Raw genomic sequence first — 19,215 nt, forward strand, 5'->3', positions numbered from 1 at the left:
CGATATGTCTAGAACTCGTGCCAGAACTGTCCCCTTGTGCCAGTCGGCTGGCTTCGCGCTAGAGCACCCGGAAACGCGCGGGACGGGCCAGCGACCGGCCCGCGTCATCCAGGTGATGCAGCAGATACGAACCGGTGGGCAGCGGTCCGGACCGCAGCCGCGCATCGGCCGGTACCGCCGCCGACCCGACCTGCCGCATACCCGCCACCGTGGCGACTCCCGCCGCGTCCGGCTGGCCGGCGACCGGCAGAACCACCTGATCCCGCGTCACCCCGTTCCCCAGGGCGAGCGTGCGCAGCGCGGGCGTCGCGGGCACCGCGGCGGCCAGACCGCCGGGATCGGCGTAGACGGCGAGCCGATGCCCGGCCACGGCGCCCGCGAGGCTGTAGCTGACCACCAGGTCCCGGCCGGGTTCGTAGAGGGACCGGTCCAGCAGCAGCCGGTCGAAGGGCGCGGCGTCGTCCGCGGTGGTCCCGGCGGCGCCCGTCTCCACGAATCCGCGTGCCCGGCACCAGAATCCGGCATCGGAGGCGGCGGTCACCGAGAAGTCGTACCAGCCCGCGCCCTCGGCGGCGGCCTCGCAGGTCATCTCACGGTGTTCGGTCCCGCCCGCCGCGATATCGATGGTCCAGGGCCCGTCGTGACGGTAGGCGTTGGAGACGACCAGCACCGAAACCGGCTGCTTCCCACCGTTTTCGAATGTCCACACGAGCTTGCGCTTACCGGAGGTGGCGGCGGTAGCGGTGACCCGGAGCGCGCCGCACGGTCCGGTGATGTCGCCGGCGAAACGACGCTGGAAGCCGTCGGGGCCATAGACCGAGTAGTCGTAGTGGCCGTTCACCGCCGGAAAGTCCTGTGAGACAGAACCACCGCCGACAATGTCGAAACGCGTCGGCGTGAAGTCCCCGGCGAAGGCGTTCGGATGCACCCGGCAGTGCACGGTGCCGGTACCGCCGTTGTCGATGGTGAGGGTGATCCCGCCCTGCTCGCCGGGCGCGCAGCGAGCCTGCATCCGGTACGGCAGCGGCACCCGCGCCCGGCTGCCGCTCTGCTGCTTCGGCAGGCGCTGCACGAACGGAAGTGGTTGCGCGACACCGGACATCGGCTGATCGGCCCGCGCGGCGGCGGCGGGCAGGATGAGGGTGCGGCGCGCGCCGAAGTCGAACAGCGAGGACAGGTCGCCGCACACCTCCCGCCGCCACGGGCTGATATTCGGTTCGGCGACGCCGGTGACCCGCTCCAGGAGCCGCAATACCGAAGTGTGGTCGAACAATTCGGAGCAGACGGCCTGTTTGCTCCACGGCGACACGACGATCGCGGGTGTCCGCGCGCCCAGTCCGACATTGTGGCGGCCGAAGTACTCACCCGCCGCGCCCGCCGGTGGCGCGGGCGCCGGGACGTGGTCGAAGTACCCGTCGTTCTCGTCGTAGTTGAGGATGAACACCGTCTTGTTCCAGACGTCCGGGTGTTCGGCGAGCGCCTCGAGCACTCCGCGCACCATGGCCTGCCCATTGCGCGGGCCCATGACCGGATGCTCGCAGTCGACGTAGGGCGCGACGATCCACGACACCGTGGGCAGCCGTCCGGTCGCCACGTCGGCGCGGAAGGATTCCACCAGCGTGCCGGTGCGCGACCGCAGCAGTCCTCGCTCCACGAGCGCCCGCTGCCCGGGCGTCAGTTCGTCCAACCCCCGCTTCAGGTCGGCGGCGTAGGCGGGTTCGAGGCTCGGATCGCGTTGCAGGTCGCTGTAGTAGCGGAAGAAGTTCTCGAAGGCGAGGCCGCGGCCGCCGTTCGTGTATTTCAGCACGACGCGGGCGGCTTCGCGGAACGGCAGGAAGAAGTCGAGCGCGTTGTCGGTGTAGTTGTCCCACTCCTGGTAGACGCGCCAGCCGATGCCACGCTCCTGGAGTCGTTCGGCATAGGTGGTCCAGGGCAGGCCGAAGATGACGTCGTTGACGTAGCGCCCGGCGTCGGGGCTGAGCAGGGCGTCGTAGAGGAACAGATTGCCGGTGCGCGGCGTGACCAGCCCGGCCAGCGACTCGGCGACCGACTGCGGGAGGGCGCTGGTCAGGCCGTGCACCATCCCCATGACGGCGTCCACGATCCCGGCCACCGGCAGGCTGCGCATCCAGCGCAGTTTGAGGTCGTCGGCGAACAGCGAGACCTGCAGCGATTCCGCGAAATTGTCCAGGGCCAGCGGGTTTTCCACGGTGCCGGTGAACAGGTACATGCGATTGGGGTCGGTGGGCCCGTTCACCGAGCAGTGGTAGCCGTCGCACAGGGTGAACGCCTCGGCGAGCTGGTAGTAGAAGCCCAGGCTGTCGCGGTCGTAGCCGACCATGGTGCCCTCGCCCTTGGCGGGGATCCAGCCGTCGTGCCGGCCGAAGGCGAAAGCGTCATGGCCGGTGCGGGTTCCGTGATCGGTGCCATCGATGTTCTGCAGTGTGGTGGTGTACGGCAGGACGACGCGGCCGCCGTCGGGCTGGTGGAAGACCGAGCGTCCGGTGGGCAGTTGCAGCGCGTTGAGATCGGCGTAGCCGCGCACGCCGGCCATGGCGCCGTAGTAGTGGTCGAAGGAGCGGTTCTCCTGCATGAGGACGACCACGTGCTCGATCCGGTCCCAGCCGCCGGGCGGGGCCGGTTCGGCCCAGGCCTGTACCAGGCTCGGCGGGAGCATCGACATCGCTCCGGCCGCACCACCCAACTGCGCGGCGTGCTTCAGAAAACGCCTCCGATCCATGGCAACCCCTGTGAGCATAGGAACGGCTACCGTCGAGGATCGCCGATCGAGCTTGGGGGTTCGTGGCGGTGAGGGGGATCTGTAATGAAGGGTCAGTTAATCATTGACTCGGGACGTCGCGGATCTGTCACATGACATTAACCGCTGTTCAGACGGTGTTGTCCTGGTCGCGAACCAGCACGAAGACAAGTTCGGTATCGCCGATGCGCAGCACCGCTCCGTCGGACAATAATCCGCTGTCGGCAACCCGCGCGCCATCGACATAGACCCCGTTGGAGGAGTGCAGGTCCTTGATCACCCAGGTGTGCCCGTTGTCGATGAGCAGCGCGTGGTGGCGGCTGACCCGGCCGTCGGCGAGCGTGATGTCGTTGTCGGACAGGCGGCCGATGCGGGTGGTGGAGCCGGTCACCGGGAAGACGTGGCCGGAGCGGTCGCGCAGCAGTGCCTTCGGTTCGTGCCAGCCGCGGTCGACGATGGTGGTGGCGCGGGTGGCCGAGGCCGCCGCGACCGCGCGCACGCTGAGCGGATCCTGGCGCAGGATGCGCGATTCCAGTTCCCGGATGCGATGCCCCGGATCGATGCCGAGCTCGTCGGCGAGGATGCCGCGCAGTCGGCGGGACGCCTCGAGCGCGTCGGACTGCCTGCCGGTCAGGTAGAGCGCGGTGATCAGCTGCTCCCAGAGGGATTCGCGCAGTGGATGATCGCGCACCAGCAGCGCGAGTTCGGAGACCACGCCCTCGGCGCGGCCCTGGGCGATATCGGCCTCGGCGCGGGCCTCGATGACGCCGATGCGCTCGTCGTCGAGGGCGACGGCGTAGGCGTCGGCGAAGCCGAGCCCGCGCAGATCGGACAGGACGGGTCCGCGCCACTGGGCGAGCGCGTCGGAGAGGGTGTCGGTGGCCACGGTGAAGCGGCCCGCGGAGAGGGCGCGCAGGCCGTTCTCGCGGCGGGTCCGGAAGCGGAAGACATCACAGGCGGCGTCCTCGAGCACGATGCGGTAGCCGGTGCCCATGTGCTGCAGCATATTCCGGGCGTCGATGCCGCCGTCGCGCAGCGGCTTGCGCAGATTGGAGATGATGGCGTGCAGGCTGACGCGCACGTCGGGCGGCGGGCTGTCCTCCCAGACCGCGCTGGCCAGGGCCTCCACCGATACCGGGCGGTTGGCATTGATCGCGAGATAGGCGAGCACGGCACGCTGTTTGGGCCCGCCCAGCTGCTGCGCGACCCCGTCGATGGTCAACTGCACCGGCCCGAGCACCCCGACCCGCGCGCGCCCGCCGCCCATTGCCGACCTCCCGCCGGGCTCCAGCTGTCGTCCGCCACTGTAACCATCCACGGCCGGCCCACCCTCGCATCCGCCGAATTCCTTCTCACCGAACTGGTCGGTCCCCGAGCCGAATTCGTTCCACCCGGACTCGGAAACGACGAACATGCACCGGTGCGGGCGTTCCCAGCGGCATCCGAGCTGGAGCAGTATCGCGCGGCCGAGGCCAGGTACCGGTCCGACCTCATCGCGATCTTGGAGGCCGAAGGCGTGGAGTCCTGGCCGTTCTACCGGATGACAGCCACACGGTGGAGCCGAATCCGGCAGCGGAACACAGTCTTCTACGAGCGTGTAGCCATAGGCCGGCCGACCGAGTACGTCGAGGAAATGGACGGGCATTCGTACTTCGCGCTGCCGTCCACTGCTGGGGAAAGGTACTCCAGCCGATCACTGATTCGCGTCAATGGTCTCTCCCGCGATCGTGCAAAGGGCTCGATTTCGGGGATGGCTGGAGCATCTTTGGTGATCGGGAGTGAGTGGTTGGGAGACTGACCGGTCCCCGATAACGGAACACCCGGTCTTCGAGTCCGGGTTATATTCGATCCAGTTTCAGTTGATGTCGCAGGCCACGGGGGGTGGGTGTGGCCGCAGCGAGCACTGTACTCGGCTGGGGTGAGATAGCCCAGCGCCGAATGCCTGTGCTGATGGTTGTGCTCGGTCTTGAAGTCGCCGATGACGACCCGCGCCTCGAGCCGACTCGTCCAGTGGTTGCGGTTGAAGCACTCAGCCCGTAGCCGCCGGTTGAACGACTCGATGAACCCGTTGTTCCACGGCGTTCCGGGCGGAATGTAGACGATCCCGACCCGATCAGCGCAAAACTGTTGCAGTGCAGCCGAAATCATTTCCGGGCCGTTGTCCATGCGAAGCACCCTCGGTGGGCCGCCACGGATGGTGAACACCTTCTCCAGTTCGGTGACGAGTTTCTCGGCGGTGATCGACCGCTCCCGCACGGCCTCGGTGAGCCGGGCCTGCGCTTCGGAGAGCTCGGCCGCGCCCATCTCGACCACGTAGGTGCCCGCGGTCGGCGCGATGCGCCGCTCCCGATCGGCCATCACCAGGTAGCTCTATCGCAGATAAATCGCCGAGTCATCCACGGATGTTGTGGCAGTACGTGTGTGGGCCGGAGTCCGATGGTGGGTCGTGCTGAAGCTAGGCAGTTATCGACCAGTTGGTTTGTAACACAATCGAATTCCACGAATTCGGTGTACTTGCAGATGTAAGCGACGTTTGTTCGTACAGTTGGATTTGGTGGGGAGGCGATGCCTTTCCGCCACTCGGTATCGGCCCCACTGGAAGGCTGGACCGACGGAAAGGAACAGCATGCTTACCAAGCAGATCCGCCGGATCGCGGTAGCAGCCACCTTCGCAGCTGCCGCGATCGCACTACCCCTCACCGCAGCGCCTATCGCTCTGGCCGCGATGGTCGCGACCAACCTGGCTTATCTCGTGCCCGCCACCGTAGATAACTGAGCCGGAGGGCCGTTCACTGGTGTGTAGCGGCGGCGTCGATCGGAAGACGGGAGTCGGGGGTTGGTTTTGCAGGCGGGGGAGGTGTTCGCCGGGTACACCATCGAAGGCCTGCTGGGGGCCGGCGGGATGGGCGCGGTCTACCTGGCCCGGCACCCGCGCATGGAACGCCGGGTGGCGTTGAAGGTCCTCAACGACGCGTTCGCCGCCGACCCCGGCGCCCGTGCCGGGTTCGACCGGGAAACGGCCCTGGCCGCAAGGCTGGATCACCCGAACATCGTCACCGTCCACGACCGCAGCGGCCCCGCGGATGCGGTGTTGTGGCTGTCGATGCGCCACGTCACCGGCGGCGACGCCAACACCCTGCTGGCCACCACCCCCGACGGGCTACCACCCGACCAGGCGGTGGAGTTGATCGCCGACGTCGCGGCCGCCCTGGACTACGCCCACACCCAAGGGGTGCTGCACCGGGACGTGAAACCGGCCAACCTGCTCATCGAACACCACCCCCGCCACGGGCAACAGGCGTTGCTGACCGATTTCGGGATCGCCCGCACCCTGGACGACACCATCACCCTGTCGGCGGTCGCGGTGACCTTCGCCTACGCCGCACCCGAACGGTTCGGCAACCAGCCCGTCGATCACCGTGCCGATGTCTACTCCCTCGGCTGCACGCTGCACCAGCTGCTCACCGGGCACACCCCGTTCCCCCGCTCCAGCCAGGCCGCGGTGATGGCAGCCCATCTGGTCGCCCCACCCCCGGCACCGAGCCGGTTGCGCGAGGGCCTGCCCGCCGGGCTGGATGCGGTGATCGCGACCGCGCTCGCCAAGGACCCCGCCGACCGCTACCCCAGCTGCGGCGAACTCGCCCACGCCGCCCGCGACGCCCTCACCCCAGCGACTCCCCCGCGCCCCACCTCGGCCTCCGGTGATACCGCCGCAGCGACGGGCGCGACAAGCAGGTTCGGTGCTGATCCCAAGCCGACCAAGCCGCTGTCGTGGCCACGTACCGCGCCGACCCTCCGTGCACACCCCGCCGACTCGGCCCCGACCGCGCCGAGGACACCACCGGACGCCGACCCGGCCGGCGTACTTACCGGCCACACCGGCACGGTTGAATCGGTGGCGTTCAGCCCGGACGGCACCCTGCTGGCCACCGTCAGCGCCAGCACGGTGCGGTTGTGGAACACGGCAACCCGCCAACCCGCCGGAGAACTTCTCAACCGCTTCACCGTGTTGGTGGACGCGGTGGCGTTCAGCCCGGACGGCACCCTGCTGGCCACCAGCAGCCGGGACAAGACGGTGCGGTTGTGGGACGTCGCGACCCGCCAACCCGCCGGAGAACCCTTCACCAGCCACGAGAAGTGGCTCATCGGCTACACCAACTGGGTCCGATCGGTGGCGTTCAGCCCGGACGGCACCCTGCTGGCCACCGGCGGCAGCGGCAGGGACAAGAAGGTGCGGTTGTGGGACGTTGCGACCCGCCAGCCCGCCGGAGAACCCCTCACCGGCCACACCGGCTGGGTGAGGTCGGTGGCGTTCAGTCCGGACGGCACCCTGCTGGCCACCGTCAGCGCCAGCACGGTGCGGTTGTGGGACGTCGCGACCCGCCAACCCGCCGGAGAACCCCTCACCGGCCACACCGGTTGGGTGAATTCGGTGGCGTTCAGCCCGGACGGCACCCTGCTGGCCACCGGCAGCGACGACCACACCTTGCGGTTGTGGAACGTCGCGACCCGCCAACCCGCCGGAGAACCCCTCACCGGCCACACCGGCTGGGTGAATTCGGTGGCGTTCAGCCCGGACGGCACCCTGCTGGCCACCGGCAGCGCCGACGAGACGGTGCGGTTGTGGAAACTGAGCAGGCACCGGTAAGGGGTACCGCTGAGAATCACGCCATACGACGCAATCGGGAAGTACCGGTAGCGGACATCCGCGAAACTCCATGGGCCGCGGAATGTTTCCGCAGGCAGGTCCTTCACTACGAACACCCGACTACTTGAATAGCGTCCCTGGCGAATAGCGGCCCTGGCGGGTCGCCTGTGACTGGAGGCATGCGGACGGCACAACGAAGGCTTTAGGAGATCGACGACCGGTTGTGGGAGCGCATCGAGCCCCTGCTGCCGGTGATTCCCCGCAACACACACCATCCCGGTCGCAAGCGGCTCGATGACCGAAAAGTCTTGTGCGGCATCTTGTTCGTGCTCCACCCGGGTGTCCCGTGGGAGTTCCTGCCCCACGAGCTGGGTTACGGCTCGGACATGACCTGCTGGCGGCGGCTGCGGGACTGGCACCAGGTCGGCGTCTGGCAGCGGTTGCACGAAACACTGCTGGCCGAACTGAACGCCGCCGAGGCGCTGGACTGGCTGGCCAACCTCTCACTCTGTTAGGAGTTCCAAGCGGGACGGCCCCGGAACCGGCAGGGGCGGGCACCACGTCCAAGCCCGCTCTGCCGACACCCAAAGGGCCCCTGCTTCACAACAGGGGCCCTTGGCCGGTCGTGGTGTGACCCCCGCGGGAGCTAGAACATCCAGGAGATCGAGTGCGAGAGCAGGATCGCCTACCCGCACAACGTGACGAACCCGACGGGCAGCATCCACCAGCGCAGGCGTGTCTCGTCGCGCAGGCTCTTCGGCAGGGCACCGGCGGCGCGCAGGGCGCGGATCTCGCGCAGGGTCCGTATCTGGCCGGGCGTGTACCGGAGCGGCACGCAAGGGCAGTACGGGGTGTCGTGCACAGCAGCAGAAACATCAACGCCAGCAGCGCCACCGCGATCTCAGCGAACACGTCCTCGTTGCGCCGCCGCCCGCGCTGGTGGCTGCGGGGACACGATCCGGTGGGGTGATCGAGCAGCAGTCGCGACACTGTCGACAGCGGTGTCGGGTGCGTTCCGCGCGGCGTGCGGGCGCCCGCACCGGTGCATTGTCCGTGAATTCCGCGACCGGGTTACGGGTTGAGGTTGTAGACCTCGACGCTGCCGATCATGGTGACCGGGTAGTTGGCCTTCACCCAGGCAGTGATCTGGGCGGAGCTGGACTGGTCGGACTCCGGGTTGCCCTGACCGGGCTGCTGAGCGTTGCCGCCCTGACCCGGCTGAGCGGTGCCGCCGCCCTGCTGGGTGTCACGCCCCTGGCCGGAGTGGTTGCGACCGGACTGGTTGTTCGGCTGACCGGACTGCGGGACGTTCGACTGACCGGCCTGAGAGTTGTTGTCCTGACCGGGCTGCTGCCGCTGCCGGACCAGCAGGTACCCGATCTGGTGTTCGGCCACGTACTGCTGGAACTGGGCCAGCGACGGCGAGTCGTCGCGGCCGCTGAAACCGCCGATCGCGAGCAGCGCCTTGCCGGTGCTCAATTCGAGCGTGCTGACGTCCTGCGCGCCGATAGCGGCTGCGGCCCAACGGGTATCGCTGCCCTTGACGAGGTCGGCGATCTGCGGATCGGCCACGCCGCCGCGCTGTCCGCCGCCGTACTGACCACCGTGCTGGCTGTTCGGCGGTCCGGCCACCGGGCTGCCGCCGTTGTGCACCTGAGCGACGGTCTCGAGGGTGTAGGCGGTCGGGCCGAGCAGACCGGCGAGCAGTGCGAACACACCAACGGCGAGCGTGAACTGCGGCAGCTTCGGGGCGATCAGCAGCGCGGCCGCGGCGATCACCGACAGCGCCACCAGCGTCCAGCGCAGCCACGGCAGCCATTCGGGTGTGCGGTGCAGCAGCACGAACGACCAGCCACCGGTGGCGAGCGACATCACCGCAAGGGTGATGCGGGCCGCGAGATGCGCACGGCGCTGCCACAATTGGGTCGCGCCGATGCCGATCAGCGCGGCCATCGCGGGGACCAGTTCCATAGCGTAGTACGAGTGGAAGCTGCGGCTCATGTAGCTGAGCACGGCCGCGGTGACCAGCAGCCAGCCGCCCCACAGCAGCAGTCCGGCGCGCACACGGTCGGTGCGCGGCAGCCGGCGGGTCAGCCACAGTCCGGCGATCAGGGCGATCAGCGCGGCGGGCAGCAACCACGAGAATTCGGTGGCGAGCTCACCGCTGAACAGACGGGCGAGGCCGGGCTGCGACCCGAAACCGCCGAAGCCGCCGTGCATCTGGGCCGGGTCGGCGTGCTGGGCCGCCTCGGGCGTGGGCATCGGTGGCGGAGTGGGACGGTGGGCGCCGCCGTTCTGATTGCCGAGCACCCGTCCGAGACCGTTGTAGTCGACGGCCAGCTCCCACAGGCTGTTGCTGGTGGAACCGCCGATGAAGGGGCGCGATCCGGCGGGCCAGAGTTCGACCAGCGCCACGTACCAGCCCGCGGACAGCACCAGGGCCACGCCCGCTGACACCAATTGCGTGATGCGCGTGCGCCATCCGCCCGCACCGGCCACCAGCACCACCAGCGCGAGGCCGGGCAGCACCAGGAAGGCCTGCATCATCTTGGCGAGGAAGCCGAAGCCCATGAGGACGCCCGCGCCGACCAGCCAGCCGGTGCCGCTGGACCAGAACCGTTCGCCGCGTGCGTCGATGGCCCGCACCGTGCAGTACGCGGCGGCCACCAGCAGCAGGAGCATGAGGGCGTCGGGGTTGTTGAAACGGAACATCATGGCCGCCACCGGGGTCACCGCGAGTGCGGCGCCGGCGATGAGTCCGGCGGCCGGTCCCGCCCAGCGTCGCACCGCGGCGATGAGCAGCGCCACCGCGGCCACGCCCATGAGAGCCTGCGGCACGAACATGGACCAGGAGTTGAAGCCGAAGATCCGGCCGGACAGGCCCATCACCCACATGGCGGCGGGCGGCTTGTCGACGGTGATGGAGTTCTGCGGATCCAGCGACGCGAACAGCAGCGCCTTCCAGCTCTGGGTGCCGGACTGCACGGCGGCGGCGTAGTAGCCGTTGCCCCAGCCCGCGCCGCCCAGGCCCCACAGATAGACGACGGCCGTAGCGATCAGCAGTGCCAGGGTGACCGGTCGCTCCCAGCGCGGCCGCCCGGGCGGGGCGAGCAGCGTCGACCACCGCGACGCGCGCTGCCCATCCGAGCCCGCGTTGTCGCCTCCCGTGGCGACGTCGCCGCCTCCGGAGGAGGCCGCATCGCCCGCGACGCTGGTGATGGTCGACATGCCACCCGCCTTCCCGTGTTCCCCGATTTCCACTGACCCCGCGGAGCCTAGGCGGCGGGTTTCGAAGGGAGCTTCAGGTCGCCTGGGAGTTCCCTGTGAGGGGTAGCGTCAGCGTCTTGAACTGGCAAAACAGACTGAAGGGCAGCCGTCTGGATGCCCTTCAGGGTGTCGTCGGGCAGTGCGGACAGCGGTGTTCGGTGCTGGCGTGCCGGTGACATCGGCAGTCGCACATGGCTGCTCCGATTCGGGTGGGTGGGCTCAGACGGCCGGCAGGGTGAAGGCGGCGGTGCGGACCCGATCGGCGTGCTTGAAATCGAGGAACAGCCGGTAGGTGCCGCGGCCGGGAACGGCGGTGTGGAAGGTGATGTCGGGGCCGGGCGCGGTGACGCCGTCGCCGGGCTCGCCGTTCGGGTGCACGTGGACATAGGCCAGGTCGCCGGCGCGCAGGATCACCAGGCGACCGTAAGCGGCCAGGTAGGGCTGCAGATCGGTGACGAGCTCGCCGCCCTTGCGCACGGTGAGGGTGAGCAGGCGGCCCTCGCCGGGAACCAGATCGCCGTCCACGGTGACCTCGTAGCCGTCGACGGTGAAGGTGCGCCGCGGTGCGGGCGCCGCGCCGGGCCGGTAGTCACCCGCGATGGCGAAATCGGCTCCGAGAGTGATGGTCTTGCCGAGGGCGCGCGGGGCGATGTCGGTGAAGGCGCGGTAGGCGCCCGCCTCGGACAGGTTCAGCCGGACGGTCCAGGTGCCGTCGGCCTGCCGCTCCGGGTGCACGTGCCAGAAGCCGGTGAGCTCGCGCTGCACGACGATCAGATGCAGTTCCTTGTCGTGGATGGCGTCGAAGTCGGTGACGGGCAGGCCGTCCGGGCCGAGGATGCGGAAGCGGAACTCGATTTCGCCTGCGGCCACGATCTTTTCGGCGAGGTCGAGAGTGTAGCCGTCCTGGGTGACCTGGAGGCCGCCCGGCAGGCCGTCGTGGTGGCCACCGTGCGCTGCGTGGGCAGCGTGCGCGGCGTGGCCACCGTCCGCTGCGTGATCGCCGTGCCCGGCGTGGGCCGCATGGTCGACGTGACCAGTGTGGTCGGCGTGAGCAATGTGGTCGGCGTGAGCGTGGTCGACCGGCGCGGCGTGGTCGTCGTGGGCTGCGTGGTCGTGATGTCCGGTGTGCGCCTGGGTGGTCATTTTCTCGTCCCTCTCGACTGCTTCCGTGCCTTACGAGAGATCAAGCTAATACCCCCTGGGGGTATATTCAAGACAGGGTGCTGTGAACTGGATCACCGCCCGTCCGGCGCGGATTCGGACCCAAGGGTTCGGATCACCGTGACGGCAACCCCCGGCGGATGCGCCGCGACCAGCGCGGGGACGCCTACCGGCTGACCGCGCTGGGCGGGCTGGCGGCACTGTCGCTGGACGCCCTGTCGAGCGTGGCCTACGGCCCGGAAGCCATTGTGCTGGCACTGATTCCGGCCGGGGTCGGGGCGGTGGCGTGGACGCTGCCGGTGTCACTGGCCATCACGGCGCTGCTGCTGGTGCTGGTGCTGTCGTACCGGCAGGTCATCGCGGTGCACCCGGACGGAGGCGGGGCGTACGCGGTGGCCGAGAAGGATCTCGGGCGCGGAGCCGCGCTGCTGGCGGCGGCCAGTCTGGTGGTCGACTACGTGCTCACCGTGGCGGTCAGCCTGGCGGCGGGCGCGGCCAGCCTGGCCAGCGCCTTCCCCGCGCTCGCCGATCACCTGCTGCTCGCGACGCTGCTCGGGCTGGTGGTGCTGACGGTGCTGAACCTGATCGGCATCGCGGAATCGGCCAAGGTGCTGATGGGGCCGGCCATCGTGTTCGTGCTGTCCATCTTCGCGGTCATCGCGGGCGGCTTCCTCCACCACGATCCGGTGTCGGTCATCGGCGCCGATCTGGGCCCGGCGGAACCGGTCGAGGCGGTGGGAATCGTGTTGCTGCTCAAGGCGTTCTCGGCCGGTTGCTCCGCGCTGACCGGTGTCGAGGCCATCGCCAACGCGGTACCCGCCTTCCGCACGCCGGCGGTGAAACGCGCCCAGCACACCGAGATCGCGCTCGGTGCGTTGCTGGGGATGATGCTGATCGGGTTGTCGCTGCTCATCCGGCAGTACCACATGGTGCCGCGCGGGGACGTGACGATTCTGGCGCGGCTCTCGGCGGCCACGTTCGGCACCGGCTGGATGTTCTATCTGACCAATATCGCGGTCACCCTGGTGCTGGTGCTGGCCGCCAACACCAGTTTCGGCGGACTGCCGGTGCTGCTCGGTGTGGCCGAACGGCGCCGAACGACCTCGAGCCGCCCGCTCGTTCACCAGGCGGCCGCGCCCAGCCAATCGACCATGATCCGGATCGCCTCCGGCAGTTCGGTGATCGCGCAGTGCCCGGTGTTCGGGAGCAGATGCACCTCGGTGTCGCGGCGGCCCTCGAAGACCAGCGTGTCGGCGGCCGGGATGTGCACATCGTCCGCGCCGTTGAGCACCAGCATGGGCGCGTTCCAGTCCCGGTCCAGCCACTGCCGCAGGGTGAACGATGACATGCGCTGCGCGAGTTCGGCATCGGTGGGTTCGATGTCGAAACCCATTGCGTTGCCGATGATTCCGCGCATGCCGTAGGCCCAGGTACGGTCCGGGTCGAAGGCGCGCTCGATCGGGCCGCCCAGCACGATGGCAGCGTCCACCTCGGCGGCCAGGCCGGAGCGGGCCGAGAACCAGCCGCCCATGGAGAGACCCAGGTGCACGACCTGGCCGCTGCCGAGGGTGCGGGCGCGTTCGATGACGGCGCGGACCACGCCGTAGCCGCTCTCAGCGGACATGGGAACGGGTGTCTCGCCGGTGCCCGGAATGTCGAAGGCCAGCACTCGCATTCCGGTGCGCAACGCCAGGTCGGCGAAGATGGAGTGCAGGTCGATCTTCCAGGAGTCGACGCCGCCGGAGGCCAGCAGGATGGGGTCGGCGGCCGACCAGCCCGGCGGGGTCAGCAGGTGCACGGGGACCTCGATTCGCATGCCCTGATACGGGGCCTCGACCGTCAACCGGGTGAAGTCGACACCGAAATCCGGTGCGGCGAGCAGGTATTGATCGACCTGTTCGGACAGCGCCGTGCGCTTGGATTCGTCGGCCAGGGTGGGGAATTTGGCCCAGCCGTAGGCGAGCGCCGCGAGCCGGTGCCGGCCGGTAGCCGCGTATCCCTCGGCCAGCGTGGACCATTCGCGCACCCAGCCGCCCGGGGCGTCGGGCCACATGTCGGTGATGACCGCCCGGGTGGCGTCGACGTCGGCCTGCGGTAGGCCGGTGCCCACCATCTGCGGGTATCGCTCGACGAAAAGGTCCTGCGGGTCGACCTGCCAGTGGAACGCCATTCGATCCTCCTACCACTAACGCAAGAACGCTTGCGTTTAGGAACGCTAGACCTCGGCCTGAACTAATGCAAGAACCTTGCGTTAAGATTCCCGGATGACCGATTCGGAAGTTCGCCGCCGGACAGGCGGACGCTCCGCGCGCGTCCGGCAGGCCGTGCTGGACGCGACCCTGGAAGAGCTGGCCGACATGGGATTCGACCAGCTGAGCATCGGTGCGGTCGCCACCCGGGCGGGCGTGCACGAGAGCTCGATCTACCGGCGCTGGAAGACCCGCGAGCGGCTGATCTTCGACGCCATGCTGGAGCACAGCGCGGAGAACCTGCCCGTCCCCGACACCGGATCCCTGCGCACGGACCTGATCGCGTTCAACCGGTCCCTGATGAAGGTCGTCGATTCGCCGCTCGGCACCGTGCTCGGGCGGGCCATGGCGGGCACGGGCGACAGCCCGGAACTCGCGGAGTCCCGCGCGAGGTTCTGGCAGGTTCGTCTCGACGGCGCCGGCGCGATGCTCGATCGTGCTGTCGAGCGCGGTGAGCTGAAGACGACTCCGGATCCGTGGCTCGTGCTCGAAATCCTCACGGCGCCCATTCATTTTCGGAAGCTGCTCACCCGCGAGCCGTTTGCCGAGGACTACCCCGAGCAGGTTGTCGATCTCGTGCTGAACGGGCTGCTGCACTTCCGCTGACGCGATCACGACCCACGATTGGTACGTGCGCGGTGACGGGGGCAGGTCTTCCCCCGAATCCGTGTCACCACCTTGACCTCAACCAGGGTTGAGGCACCAGGATGCCCACATGGGCTGTTCGCAGCCCGTCTCGCGGTTCCGCCGAGTCCCCGTACACCCCTCGGCGGGGCCACGGGTTCGTTCCGCCGCCGGTCCCGGACATGACCGGAATCCCGTGACCCGGATCGCGGCGCCGCTCGGCCGCGCCGGGCCCGCATCGGCGTAGGGTCGAGAGCGCCTGCTCAGCTATCCCGCAGCCGCACCGCATGATTCAGGATGGGAAGAGGACTCAGCATGTCGACAGGGAAAGCCGTCATCGTCGCCGTGGACGAATCGGCCGGTTCGGCCGTCACCTGGGCCGCGCACACCGCAGCCCTGCACCACGCGCCGCTGCACCTGCTGCGCGTCCTCGAGATCACCCCCGATCAGGGTCTGGGCCTGGGCACCGCGCTCACCAACGAGGACTACTCGCGACTCGAGGAGCACGGCACCTGGCTGCTGGACACCGCAGCCGCGGAAGCCGCCAAGTCCGCTCCCGATCTGACCGTCACCACCGAACTGGCCTCCGGCGCGGTCATTCCCACTCTCCTGGAACGCACCCGCGAGGCCCGCATGGTGGTGGCCGGCGCCCGCAGCGGCGGCACCCTGCGCCGCGCCCTGTTCGGCTCGGTCACCTCGGTCCTGGCCCGCCGCGCCCACTGCCCCTTCGTCGTGGTCCGCGACGGCATCCCGCTACCCCCCGACCTGCTCACCCGTCCCATCCTGGTCGGCGTGGACGGCACCAAGATCAGCGAGCCCGCCATCGCGGCGGCCCTCGACGAGGCCTCGGTCCGCGGCGTGGCCGTCATCGCCGCGCACGCCGAGGGCGCCACCGACGACCCCGAAATGGACGCCCTCGACGACTACGTCCTCGGCGAAAGCCTGGCCGGCTGGCAGGAGCGCTACCCCAACGTCCGCATCGACCGCGAGACCACCCACGACAGCCCCGAGCGTTCCCTCCTCGAATTGTCCACCAGCACCCAGCTTCTGGTGGTGGGCACCCGAGGCCGAGGCGGTTTCACCGCCAAGGTCTTCGGCTCCACCAGCCAATCCCTCCTGCTCAACGTCCAAACCCCCATCATGATCGCCCCCACCCCCTGACCTCCCCCAAATACCTGCTACCAGCACGACCGTACGGCTCGGTAGTCTGACCCAGACGCCCCCGTAGCCCAATTGGCAGAGGCAGCGGACTTAAAATCCGCCAAGTGACGGTTCGAGCCCGTCCGGGGGCACGTACAGCATCTACACATTGCGCGCCCGGCCGATGACCGGGCGTTTCCGTTGCTGTGGTTTCGGCGTCGCCCAGAATCGTGGCCGCGTGGGCTATGGACGGGACGCGTTCGGCGGGCAACGTGATGGTGATGGTGGCGCGGGTTGCGTTGTCGTGCATCTGGATTGAGAGCTGGGTGATCTCGAACAGTCGCTGCAGCAACTCCTCGGGTGCGGTAGCGAGGTTGAGCCTGAGATAGGGCAGTGCATCCAGCAGCGCGACGTCTGCGTCGGCGGGGCGAGCAGGCTCAGCTCGATCGGCCGCATCGAGCTGATCGAGATCGCTGGCAACGGTGGACTTCTCGGCCTCCAGCTCGTTGAAGGTATTCCGGAGGGCCTTCGTGAAGGGGTCATCGGGATCGCCATCCTGCGCTTGGCGCAGAACGGAGCTTTGGCGGCGAATCAGGTCCTCCATGGTTCGCTGGAGTCGTTCGCGATCAACTTGCCGCTGCCTCGCGGCTCGGTCGTCGATCCCGGCGATGTCCGCGGCGAGCAGTTCCTGTCGATACGAGAAGACATGTTACAACCCGAGAGATCAGACACGAAAGCCGTTGCGCACCATACGAGTAGAGGATTTGACCCAAACGATTGACTGCGTTCGACCGGACGCAGCCTACCCGGCCAAACACAGGACCCATCAGAACAGCCGCGGCGCGTAGCCAGGTTCTGTCCGCATGGACCTGCAGCGTCAGCTGCACCGACAACTGCCTGTCATGCGGTCAGGCACCATATCGCAAGCAGGGCACCGCGATCCGACATTCGAGGACAACTGCACTTGTACCGTTGAAGTCTGCTGATCGGGTCAGCCGATGACGGACCGACTCTATAGTGATCTTGCCTTCCGGTGCCTCCATCTGGGTGAGGTGGAAGCAGATACCTACTGCAGCAGGTAGCGAAGGAGCACGAACATGGGGAACAGTGGCCTGACTGGGGCGGCGCGGTTCGACAGCAGTGCTGCGGGTACATCTGGACACATTGGATCCGAGCCGCCTGTCGGCATCGAGAACTCTTCACCGGACATTGGCTTCAACCTTGGCGGGAGCGCTGCTCAAAAGGCAGAGGAAAACTCAGCGCCAATAGGTGATTTGAACCAGCGCATCGTCGACGAGCTTACTGAACTACTTGCGCCGGATTGGGAGCAACTTGACGCGGTGTTCGCGATGACGGTCGCCGACGAGGCAGCCCAGATTGTGGTGTCGGACGATCGGCGAACTGCCCGGGTCCAGCCGCCAGCCAGGTTGATCGGTTTGTTGCGTGACTTGCGGCATCGATCGGTGAAGACCGATGATGGGCCGTGGTGGCGAGTGTTGCTATCGCTGAACAGTATCGGTGACGTTCGGATCGACTATGACCATGGCACGGAGCCGTTCCCGGACGACCAGTTGTTTCCACCTCAATCGTATATCGCTGACCTGCAAGCCTTCCCGCGAAAGCGGCTCCCGGTATGGCTCGCGGCGTATGTCGGTCACAACGGAAGCCAGGAGCGCAGTCCAGGCAGTGCCGCCGCCGGGGCGCGGGCAGATCGTGCATCGGGAGTTCGGGCAACGTCGGTCGAGCATGGACTGCCTCCGTTTCCGCTGGCGTGGGCACGTTGGGCGGTAGTGTCGGCCGCCTTTGTTGCGGCGAAATCGCCTTGGGGACCGCGGATCACGACGGCGCTCGGTTGGTTCGAAGGCGTGTCGCGCAGCGGATCGACGCTGCATCGACTTCCGGGCGAGCGTGCGGTGTTGTCTGGCGGACTGTGGAACGCACCGGAACTCGATGCCGCGTACAACGACGGCGCACCAATGCCTGCGTTCTACCGTGGCGCGCCGGACTGGGTGGCCGATCCCGTACTGAATCCTCGTGCGGCCAACGGCTTACTGTCGTTCTGCTATTGGTGGGATGGCGCGGGCTGGTACTGCGGCGAATCGCCGCAAACCGAGGTACTGGGTGCCGCGGTGCCTGGCATCTGGTCACGAGAGAGCGCTGTAGACGTGATCGCTCGAATCCTCGAAACGAATCAGCGAGATGAGATCGACGAACTGGTCGCCGCCGCCGAGGTGGGCGCCGTGACGCGAGCCCTGTTCACCGGTTCGGTGAAGGCCGACGGAATCGATGTCGATAACGCGTACTACCAACTGATGTTGGCCGGGGTCACTGTATCAGTGCAGGCTGGCTGACGGTCTTCGCCGGATTCGCCGAGCCTGGCCATCGTGTATAAGATCGGCTGGAGTTCGCTCCGATCATCAAATAGCCGGGGGTTGGCATGACTGGCAGGGTGGAAGTCGAAGTCGCAGGATTGCGGTCTACCGCAGGTGGGCTCGACGGCGGAGCCTCCCGGCTTCGTGCGATCCTGGCCGAAGTCAGTTCGGCGGCACAGTCATACGATGGTTGCTGGGGTGATGACGAGTACGGGCGGCCTTTCGCCGAGGGGGACAAAGGGTATAAGGCCCGCAGTCTTTCTCTTCAAAACGTATTCGGGCAGCAGGCCGTGCGGTTGGAGAAGGACGCCAATGGTCTGCGTGACAGCGCGACTGCCCTGGAGATAGCGGAAGCCAATAACACCGACGGCTTCCGATCCTGACAGGTCACAAGAAACCGACAGGCACAGCGGCTTCCGGAGCGCTCAAGGGATGGGGACAGGGCAATAGGGCATGGCAAACGAGGCTGAGAAGGCGCAGCTGGCCGGTCTGAAGGAATTGGTCAAGGGCAGCTTCGCGTCGATCGCTCGGGCCCAGCAGGAGCGAGCTCGGCTGACCGCGACTGCCCACGCTGCCGGACGGCGCGTCACGATCACGGTGAACGCTGACGGTGTGGTGATCAAGACTGAATTCTCCGATGACATCGATGATCTGACCTACTCTGAGATCGCTGAGGCGGTCACCGGTGCGACCCAGGACGCCGCGGCGCAGGTGCAGCAGAAGGCTGCACGGATCATGGCGGCCCTGCAACAGGAGCAGGCCCAAATCCCGTCGGTATCAGAGTTTTTCCCGATGATGCCTGACGTTCAGTCGATGATCCCCACCCCGCCCGAGGTGTCCATGGCGCCCCCGGGATCTCCCGAGCGGACCACGATCGAACCCGATCCGGCCGCGCAGTTCTCCAATGTCGAAGAGTACGAACACGATCCATCGATCCGGAGGCGGTCCAGCATCGCTGCACCGGAGTGGGACTGACACGGTCGGGGACTATTCGTG

The 19,215-nt window shown here is 67.8% G+C and carries 15 protein-coding genes, 1 tRNA gene and 1 pseudogene; 10 read left to right on the forward strand and 7 right to left on the reverse strand.

Features of this window, described 5'->3' with window-relative positions:
• Positions 1–58 precede the first annotated feature (58 nt).
• The 3 genes from ON33_RS38490 to ON33_RS39925 all read right to left on the reverse strand — a co-directional run bounded on the left by ON33_RS38490 (position 59) and on the right by ON33_RS39925 (position 5,116).
• Positions 59–2,740, reverse strand: coding sequence for an alkaline phosphatase family protein (locus ON33_RS38490; protein WP_051152714.1), 2,682 nt, complete (start codon positions 2,738–2,740; stop codon positions 59–61).
• Positions 2,741–2,888: 148 nt separating this feature from the next.
• A complete protein-coding gene (locus ON33_RS23870; protein ID WP_281033233.1) occupies positions 2,889–4,076 on the reverse strand; it encodes a BTAD domain-containing putative transcriptional regulator in 1,188 nt (395 codons plus the stop codon).
• Between the two features lie 269 nt (positions 4,077–4,345).
• On the reverse strand, positions 4,346–5,116 hold the full coding sequence (locus ON33_RS39925) for an integrase core domain-containing protein (protein ID WP_083869245.1): 771 nt from the start codon (positions 5,114–5,116) through the stop codon (positions 4,346–4,348).
• Between the two features lie 268 nt (positions 5,117–5,384).
• On the opposite strand from ON33_RS39925, the gene ON33_RS41545 reads away from it, so the two are divergent.
• The 3 genes from ON33_RS41545 (at position 5,385) to ON33_RS23885 (ending at position 7,921) form a co-directional block, all read left to right on the forward strand.
• A complete protein-coding gene (locus ON33_RS41545; protein ID WP_157184691.1) occupies positions 5,385–5,534 on the forward strand; it encodes a hypothetical protein in 150 nt (49 codons plus the stop codon).
• A 60-nt stretch (positions 5,535–5,594) separates the two neighbouring features.
• Entirely contained in the window at positions 5,595–7,406 is a 1,812-nt protein-coding gene (locus ON33_RS43530) for a WD40 repeat domain-containing serine/threonine protein kinase (RefSeq protein ID WP_157184692.1), read from the forward strand.
• Between the two features lie 221 nt (positions 7,407–7,627).
• Complete coding sequence (locus tag ON33_RS23885; RefSeq protein WP_169336839.1) at positions 7,628–7,921, forward strand: transposase; 294 nt, start codon at positions 7,628–7,630, stop codon at positions 7,919–7,921.
• 170 nt (positions 7,922–8,091) lie between these two features.
• Here the strand turns inward: ON33_RS23885 and ON33_RS41550 are convergent, their stop codons facing one another.
• The 3 genes from ON33_RS41550 to ON33_RS44070 all read right to left on the reverse strand — a co-directional run bounded on the left by ON33_RS41550 (position 8,092) and on the right by ON33_RS44070 (position 11,816).
• The gene (locus ON33_RS41550; RefSeq protein WP_157184693.1) at positions 8,092–8,241 is read right to left on the reverse strand and encodes a hypothetical protein; all 150 of its coding nucleotides are present in this window, start codon (positions 8,239–8,241) and stop codon (positions 8,092–8,094) included.
• A 236-nt stretch (positions 8,242–8,477) separates the two neighbouring features.
• Complete coding sequence (locus tag ON33_RS23890; RefSeq protein ID WP_083869254.1) at positions 8,478–10,634, reverse strand: ArnT family glycosyltransferase; 2,157 nt, start codon at positions 10,632–10,634, stop codon at positions 8,478–8,480.
• A gap of 258 nt (positions 10,635–10,892) precedes the next feature.
• Positions 10,893–11,816 (reverse strand): DUF8832 domain-containing protein, encoded by a 924-nt coding sequence (locus ON33_RS44070; RefSeq protein ID WP_040861305.1) that lies wholly within the window; start codon positions 11,814–11,816, stop codon positions 10,893–10,895.
• Positions 11,817–11,974: 158 nt separating this feature from the next.
• Between ON33_RS44070 and ON33_RS39930 the strand changes: the two are divergent.
• Positions 11,975–12,916 (forward strand): annotated as a pseudogene (locus tag ON33_RS39930) (amino acid permease); the annotation flags it as partial.
• 38 nt (positions 12,917–12,954) lie between these two features.
• Here ON33_RS39930 and ON33_RS23900 read toward each other — a convergent pair.
• On the reverse strand, positions 12,955–14,004 hold the full coding sequence (locus ON33_RS23900) for an alpha/beta hydrolase (RefSeq protein WP_040861306.1): 1,050 nt from the start codon (positions 14,002–14,004) through the stop codon (positions 12,955–12,957).
• Positions 14,005–14,098: 94 nt separating this feature from the next.
• Between ON33_RS23900 and ON33_RS23905 the strand changes: the two genes are divergently transcribed.
• From ON33_RS23905 to ON33_RS23930, 6 genes are all read left to right on the forward strand, one after another.
• Entirely contained in the window at positions 14,099–14,689 is a 591-nt protein-coding gene (locus ON33_RS23905; protein WP_040861307.1) for a TetR/AcrR family transcriptional regulator, read from the forward strand.
• A 333-nt stretch (positions 14,690–15,022) separates the two neighbouring features.
• Entirely contained in the window at positions 15,023–15,868 is an 846-nt protein-coding gene (locus tag ON33_RS23910) for a universal stress protein (RefSeq protein ID WP_040861308.1), read from the forward strand.
• 57 nt (positions 15,869–15,925) lie between these two features.
• Positions 15,926–15,999, forward strand: a tRNA-Leu gene (locus tag ON33_RS23915).
• A 945-nt stretch (positions 16,000–16,944) separates the two neighbouring features.
• Positions 16,945–18,198, forward strand: a complete 1,254-nt coding sequence (locus ON33_RS41555; RefSeq protein WP_157184694.1) for a hypothetical protein — start codon at positions 16,945–16,947, stop codon at positions 18,196–18,198.
• A gap of 98 nt (positions 18,199–18,296) precedes the next feature.
• Positions 18,297–18,602, forward strand: coding sequence for a hypothetical protein (locus ON33_RS23925; protein WP_157184695.1), 306 nt, complete (start codon positions 18,297–18,299; stop codon positions 18,600–18,602).
• 115 nt (positions 18,603–18,717) lie between these two features.
• Complete coding sequence (locus ON33_RS23930) at positions 18,718–19,194, forward strand: YbaB/EbfC family nucleoid-associated protein (protein ID WP_157184696.1); 477 nt, start codon at positions 18,718–18,720, stop codon at positions 19,192–19,194.
• Positions 19,195–19,215 lie beyond the last annotated feature (21 nt).

Source organism: Nocardia niigatensis NBRC 100131, from assembly GCF_000308655.1.
Lineage (GTDB): Bacteria > Actinomycetota > Actinomycetes > Mycobacteriales > Mycobacteriaceae > Nocardia > Nocardia niigatensis.